Source organism: Thermostichus sp. MS-CIW-23, assembly GCF_054059455.1.
Genome location: NZ_JBSSCC010000037.1, coordinates 21,027 through 27,026, shown reverse-complemented (window position 1 = coordinate 27,026; position 6,000 = coordinate 21,027). Strand labels below are relative to the sequence as shown.

At 59.9% G+C, this 6,000-nt stretch carries 5 protein-coding genes; all 5 read right to left on the bottom strand.

Annotated elements, in window-relative coordinates; all coding sequences use genetic code 11:
• Positions 1-92 precede the first annotated feature (92 nt).
• Complete coding sequence (gene sufU, locus ACVW0B_RS11770) at positions 93-575, bottom strand: Fe-S cluster assembly sulfur transfer protein SufU (RefSeq protein WP_011434254.1); 483 nt, start codon at positions 573-575, stop codon at positions 93-95.
• A gap of 167 nt (positions 576-742) precedes the next feature.
• The gene (locus tag ACVW0B_RS11765) at positions 743-1,921 is read right to left on the bottom strand and encodes an NAD(P)/FAD-dependent oxidoreductase (protein ID WP_457491755.1); all 1,179 of its coding nucleotides are present in this window, start codon (positions 1,919-1,921) and stop codon (positions 743-745) included.
• The gene (locus ACVW0B_RS11760) at positions 1,918-2,745 is read right to left on the bottom strand and encodes a sulfurtransferase (RefSeq protein ID WP_457491754.1); all 828 of its coding nucleotides are present in this window, start codon (positions 2,743-2,745) and stop codon (positions 1,918-1,920) included. Before ACVW0B_RS11760 ends, ACVW0B_RS11765 begins: the two co-directional genes overlap by 4 nt.
• A gap of 38 nt (positions 2,746-2,783) precedes the next feature.
• Positions 2,784-4,865, bottom strand: coding sequence for a tetratricopeptide repeat protein (locus ACVW0B_RS11755; RefSeq protein WP_457491753.1), 2,082 nt, complete (start codon positions 4,863-4,865; stop codon positions 2,784-2,786).
• Positions 4,866-5,053: 188 nt separating this feature from the next.
• On the bottom strand, positions 5,054-5,854 hold the full coding sequence (cobM, locus tag ACVW0B_RS11750; protein WP_011434250.1) for a precorrin-4 C(11)-methyltransferase: 801 nt from the start codon (positions 5,852-5,854) through the stop codon (positions 5,054-5,056).
• Between the last annotated feature and the right edge of the window lie 146 nt (positions 5,855-6,000).

Genomic DNA, 6,000 nt, shown 5'->3' with positions numbered 1-6,000 from the left:
CACATGGCCGGCACTGCGTTTTTAAAGGGCGTCGGCTACGGTCGGCGCTATCCTTCCCCGCCCTGAAGGACGGGGCTTGCCGCGCCTTTTGGTCAGTCGGTGTTTTCGTTGCTCACAAAGGCCGACCCATTGGCCTGGGGTTCGGGCGATTCCAGCGCGTATTTGAGCGCATGCCAGGCCAGGTTGGCGCATTTGATGCGCACTGGAAATTGGGCTACCCCTTTCATGGCGTTCAAAGCCCGTTGCTCCCGCGGGAACTCTTCGCCACCGCGCATCATGGCTTGGAAGCGCTCCACCAACTGCAGAGCTTCGGGGATGGTGCGCCCCCGCACCGCATCCGCCATGAGATCGGCAGAAGCCAGGGCAATGGCACAGCCTGCCCCCTCGAATTTGATATCGACAATCCGCTCCTGGCTGGGATCCAGTTGTAAGGTGAGGTCGATGGTGTCGCCACAGGAGGGGTTGTGGCCACGTTGGTGGCGGTGGACGGGATCCACTCTGCCGAAGTTGTGGGGCTTTTTGTACCGCTCCAGAATGACTTGCTGATAGAGTCCGCGCAGGTTATCTAGAGGCATTGTTGCTCCTGGTTGGTCGCTGCTCTGGCCGGTCGGCAAAAGTCGATCCGCTCATAGCCCATTGCCGCCGGGAATAGCCATAGTTCTCAGATATTCAGGATTTGGGAAGCGAGCCCGACCTGGCCCATCTGGTTTTGATCTTAACCCCGTTCTTGGTAGAGCTTGAGTCAGTAGAAAAACTCCTGCCAGCGCAGGGGCTTAAGTTTGCGCATGTACAGCCAATCAAAAAAGTTCTTCAGCACCGTGGCTGAATAGCCGCGCCAGACCAGCCTGCCTTTCTCGGCAACGGCAACGCGGTTCCCCACCGTTACACAAACAAAAACCGTGGCCTGCGGTCGGTAGGGGATCAGAGGTTGGCCGCGGATGAGCCGCAGCAGGTTTTGGGCTGCAATTGGCCCCTGGCGCACCGCGTACACGCCGATCTTGGGCAAGAGGCGGGATCCCCAAACAAAGTCAGCGCAGTCCCCCACCGCCAAGATGTGCTCTGAGCCTTGCACCCGCAGGTATTTGTCCACGAGCAGGGCTCCCGTCGGCCCTGTTGGCAAGCCGCAGGTGCTCAACCAGCTCGGCACCTGGAAGCCACCTGCCCACAGGCGGGTCTGAGCTATCAACTCGGTGCCATCCGAGAGCCACACGTGCTCCGGCCCAAAGGCTTTCACCTGACATCCGGCCCAGATTTCCACCCCCAGACGGCGGATTTCCCTTTCCACCGCCCGGCGGAAGGGTTCCGAGAAGCCCTCGACCAGATGGGCCTGGCGATGGATCAAGATCAGCCGGGCTTGAGCCGAGGGGATCCCTGTTTTTGCGCTCATCTGCCGACAAAGATCGTAGAGTTCCCCCATCAGCTCTGTGCCGGTACAGCCTCCCCCTGCCACCACAAAGGTCAACAGACCCGGCGTCCGATCCCCCTGGGCTGCCCGTTGCCAGCACTGCCGGATCCAGGTTTGGGCGGCCACCAATTGTTCTGCCGGTCGAATGGTAAAGGCATGTTGGATCCCATCGATGGGGCGCAACTCCCGGCCCACATTCACCAACAGATAGTCGTAGGCCAGAGTTTGCATCCCGGCTTCGCTCTCCAGGGTCAGGGTTCGGGCTTCGGGTTGGATGTGGGTGACTCGCCCCGGCAAAAACTGGGCGCCGTTGGCTTGAATATGCTCCAGCAAAGGGATCCGCACCAGCTCTAGAGAAAACCGACCACTCAGCAGCCGCGTGGACATGCCCGAATTGACACTGTAGGGATAGGGGTTGATGGCGATCACCCGTGCCTGCCCTTTGAGCGCCCGCAAGGCGTCGATGGCTCCATAGCCACATCCGGCCAAGATCACAGTGGGCAGGGATCCCCTCATGGCTGGAGCGGGAACCGCTGGGGATCCCCGGCTGCCCATTCCAGGATGGAACCGGAATAGCTTTTGGCCTGCCGGCCCACGTGGGTTAAAACCACCGTGACCCAAGCGGAGCGAACCCCGGCTGTGCAGTAGGCAATGATCTCGGCTTCTGGAGGGATCCCGGCTTTTTGCAGGCGGGCGTGAATTGCAGCGGGCGGCAACAGGGATCCCGCCGCATCCATCAGCTCCTTGTAGTAGAGATGCACAGCGCCGGGGATGTGTCCGCCACGTGCCTCACCATAGGGGGTGGCTCCCTCGTATTCTTGGGCTTCGCGACTGTCGAGGATGGCCACACGGTCGGAGCCAAGGCTGGCCCGCAGAGTGTCCCGGTCGATCTCCCACCGGTCGGTTCGCCGCACTACAAAGTCGCCCCGTTGCGGTTCGTCGGCGCTTTGTCGGGTTGTGGTCGGCACTCCCTCCTTCACCAGGGCCGGATAGCCCCCGTCCACCATGACTGCCTGGGGATGACCCAAGCTGCGCAACATCCAAACGATCCAGCCATCTTCTCCCCAGCCCCGCAGCGGATCGGCCACCACCACCACCGGACGCTCCCGAAACACGCCAATGCCTTGCAGCTTTTCGGTGAGAAGGGCATCATCTGCCAACAGCTTGCCGCTGTTTGCAGCCTCTGGTTGAGTAAACTCCGTCCAGTTCACCGGAATTGAACCCTTCAGGATCCCGTCGGCTTGCAATTCCGCACTGCGTGCATCCAGAAGCGTTGCCCCTTGTTGGATGAGCTGGATGGCGGTTGCAGGGCTGGCCACCCAACCTGGCGTTGGTGTCATGGGTTGAGAGAACCTTAACTGGAAGATCCTATCCCACCTTACGGGACGAGTAGGCCGGTATGGGCCTCTTCCATCTGTTTGGAGAGAAGCCGTTGCAGGCTCACTCTGGCTTCGGAGAAGTTGGGAGCGATTTCCAAAGCCGAGCGAAAGTGTTCAATGGCCTGCTCCAGCTTGCCTTGGCGGGCAAGGATGGATCCCAGACGATAGTGAGCTGCTCCATAGCTGCCATTGCTGCGAATGGCCCGTCGATAGCTGGCCTCCGCCGAGGTTAGATCCCCCTTGATGCGCGACGCCTCGCCCAGGCCAAAGTGAGCTTCCGGCAACTCTGAATCTCCTTGGAGGGCCTGTTCAAACTGCTGCATAGCCTGCTGCAACTGTTGGGGCTGGATGAACTTGCGCCCAGAGGCATCCCGTTGTTTGGGCCCCAAGTAGGCTAGGCCAGTGGCGGCCATCGCTGCGTGCAGATCGGGGGCCAGCTCCAAAGCCCGCCGGTAGTTCTTGATGGCTTCGCTGTATTGCTCTTGGCCTGCCAACACCAGACCCAAACCGTAGTAGGCGCGAGCCTGCTGTCTTTTGAACTGGCCATTGAAGATCACCTGGCTGAACTCCTGGCTGGCTTGAGCCAGATGGCCTGCATGTACCATTGCCAAACCCAGATCCACCCGCACAGCGGCTGCCAACTCAGGAGCGAGATCCAGGTTGAGAGCAGTTCGGAAGGCTGCGATTGCCGCTTTTAGCTGTCCTTTGCGCATCAGCGCTTGTCCCATCACAGCGTGGGCCAGGCCCAGGCGATCATTCAACTCCAAAGCAGCCCAGCAGGAGTCGATGGCCTCGTCCCATTGCCCCAGCTTGAGGCGAACTTGAGCAATGCAGAGATGAGCCTCGCTGAAGTGGGGATCCAACCCCAGGGCCTTTTGTTGCTGGGCCAACGCTTCTGCCCAGTTGCCCTTCTCTGCCCAGGCTTGGCCGAGCAGGCTATAGATCTCAGCTTGGGCGGATCCCTGGGTGAGGGGGAATGCTTCGGGTAAGTGGGCCAGAACTTCATCCGGCTGATGCTGGGCCAGCCACTGCCGTGCTAGAGCCTTCAGGGTTTCCACCAGGTGGGTGTTGATGCCGCTCCAGTTCGGGTTCAGGTGTTTGGCCTGTTGGTAGTGGCTCAATGCCTCCTGCAGTCGGTTGGTTTTTGCCAACAGATGGGCCAGTTCAATGTGGGCCTCTACGTGATCTGGCTGTCGCCGCACAGCCTCCTGAAACCGCTCCACTGCCTCAGGAATTGGATTGGCCTGTAAAAAGGACAGCCCTTCTGTAAAGGGATCCTGGGATCCCTCCCGCTCAAAGGTGTTGATGGCACGCCGGCCTTGCCAACCCAGCCAGCCCCCCCCTGCAGCCAAGATCAACAGCGGGATCCCCAACCCCAGCGATCTGGCTCGGGCAGGAACATCGGCTTGCCCAAAAGAGCGCACCACCAACCCAGCCCCCAGCAGGAGAGACAAAGCCAGAGCTCCCCCCAAGAAGGGCCTTAGAGCAGGCCTGTGCAACCATTGATCAAGTGTCGGAAAGTTGGCCAGAACGTCGATAGGAGAACTGGGGCGAGCAGTTGTAGGCAGAGGGGTCGGGATCCCGTCTTGGGAAGGGGCATGGCCAACCGAGGCCTGGCTTGGAGCCGCTTCTGGCCAGCGCTCTTTCTGAATTTTGGGAACCGGTGCCCCCAGAGTTTTAACTTTGCGAAAATCGGAGTTGTGGTCGGGATCCACAACAGGTTTTTGGGCCTCCAGCACCTTGATCTCAGAAATCTTGGTGCCCGGTAATACAATCTGCGTGGCATCGGCACTGCTTTCCCCAGAGGACAAGTAGAAGACTTTTTTCCACTGCGGCTGTGTTTCCCCCTGAAGCCGACCGTACACCACCAGTTGGCTAACTCCCTGCACAGGCAAGCCCCCCAATTGGCTGGCAACTCGATGCAACACCATAGAGCGGCTAAACATCCCCTGCCGTGGGAGATCCACCATGAGGTAAAGGACATCTTGCTTCAGGGCCGAACGGGTTGGCAGGGGGGCCAGGGCCTTCTGCAGAGCCTTGATCAGGGTTTCCACGCTGCGAGCGGCAGATGAGCCAGCCATAAAGTTAGAGTTCGCAAAGTTAAGTTAGAGAGTGAAAAAATGGTCTTGTAACAACTCCAATCCAAGAGGGATCCGCTTCTCTCGGCAAAAACGAGTACCCCCTCGCCAGAAGTCCAGGCCTCTGACCTCATCTTGCTGCCTCATTGTGCTCAATCTGCCGGAGTCCGTCAATATACTGAAAGAGCCTGTTACAAACGGGGCTGCCGGCCCATTCTGGGACGGAAGAGGTGGGTGTGGTCAGGGCTGTAGAGCCGCGAGCGGGCAGATCTGGAGCTTGACAAGCCTTTCAAGGCAGGGCTGACGAGATAGAGCACTGTGCGTTCTAAGCCGGCTTGCCGGGTGAGGGCGGCCATCTCGGCCAGGGATCCCAGCCAGATCTGTTCGTCCGGCCAACCCAAGCGATAACAAACGGCAACCGGGGTATCGGCGGGGTAGTGAGCCAGCAGATCTGCCTGCGCTTGTTCTACGTGGCGGGCGCTCAGATACAGACACAAAGAGGCGCGGTGGGCTGCCAGACTGGCCAGGGCTTCTGCTTCCGGTACCTGGGTGCGACCGCTGGCGCGGGTGAGGATAATCGTCTGTACCAACTTGGGTATGGTCAACTCCACCTGCAAACGGGCGGCTGCCAATTGAAAGGCGCTTACTCCCGGCACGATCTCAAAAGGGATCCCTGCCTCCGCCAGCCGGATCAGCAGCTCGTGCAGAGCGCCGTAAAGGCAGGGATCCCCATCCTGCAGCCGCACCACCCGCCGCCCCGCCTTGACCCGTTCCACAATTTGCGGCAGCAGCGTTTCCAGCGTGAAGGAGCGGGTGTCAATGGCCTCAACCCCAGGGCGACAATGGGCCAGCACTCCCTCTGGCACCAAAGAACCTGTGTAGAACACTACATCGGCTTCCGCCAGCAGTCTTTGCCCCCGCAGGGTAATCAGCTCCGGATCCCCGGGGCCAGCCCCGACAATGTAGACAGGCCACGACGTCGGTTCGCGCATTTGCTTGCTTCCTACCCCTTCAAGGGCCTCTTTGAAGATCCCTTTTCCAAAGTCTTTTCAAACTGGATTCCAAGGGAACTTATCTGGAGGCTCAAGCATGCAAGATCACGACAGGCACTCGCATCCCATCTTAAGGTACGTTCGGG

Coding starts and splice junctions, on each gene's coding strand:
- ACVW0B_RS11760 (WP_457491754.1), bottom strand. CDS start 2,745: ATGACACCAACGCCAGGTTGGGTGGCCAGCCCTGCAACCGCCATCCAG.
- sufU (WP_011434254.1), bottom strand. CDS start 575: ATGCCTCTAGATAACCTGCGCGGACTCTATCAGCAAGTCATTCTGGAG.
- ACVW0B_RS11755 (WP_457491753.1), bottom strand. CDS start 4,865: ATGGCTGGCTCATCTGCCGCTCGCAGCGTGGAAACCCTGATCAAGGCT.
- cobM (WP_011434250.1), bottom strand. CDS start 5,854: ATGCGCGAACCGACGTCGTGGCCTGTCTACATTGTCGGGGCTGGCCCC.
- ACVW0B_RS11765 (WP_457491755.1), bottom strand. CDS start 1,921: ATGAGGGGATCCCTGCCCACTGTGATCTTGGCCGGATGTGGCTATGGA.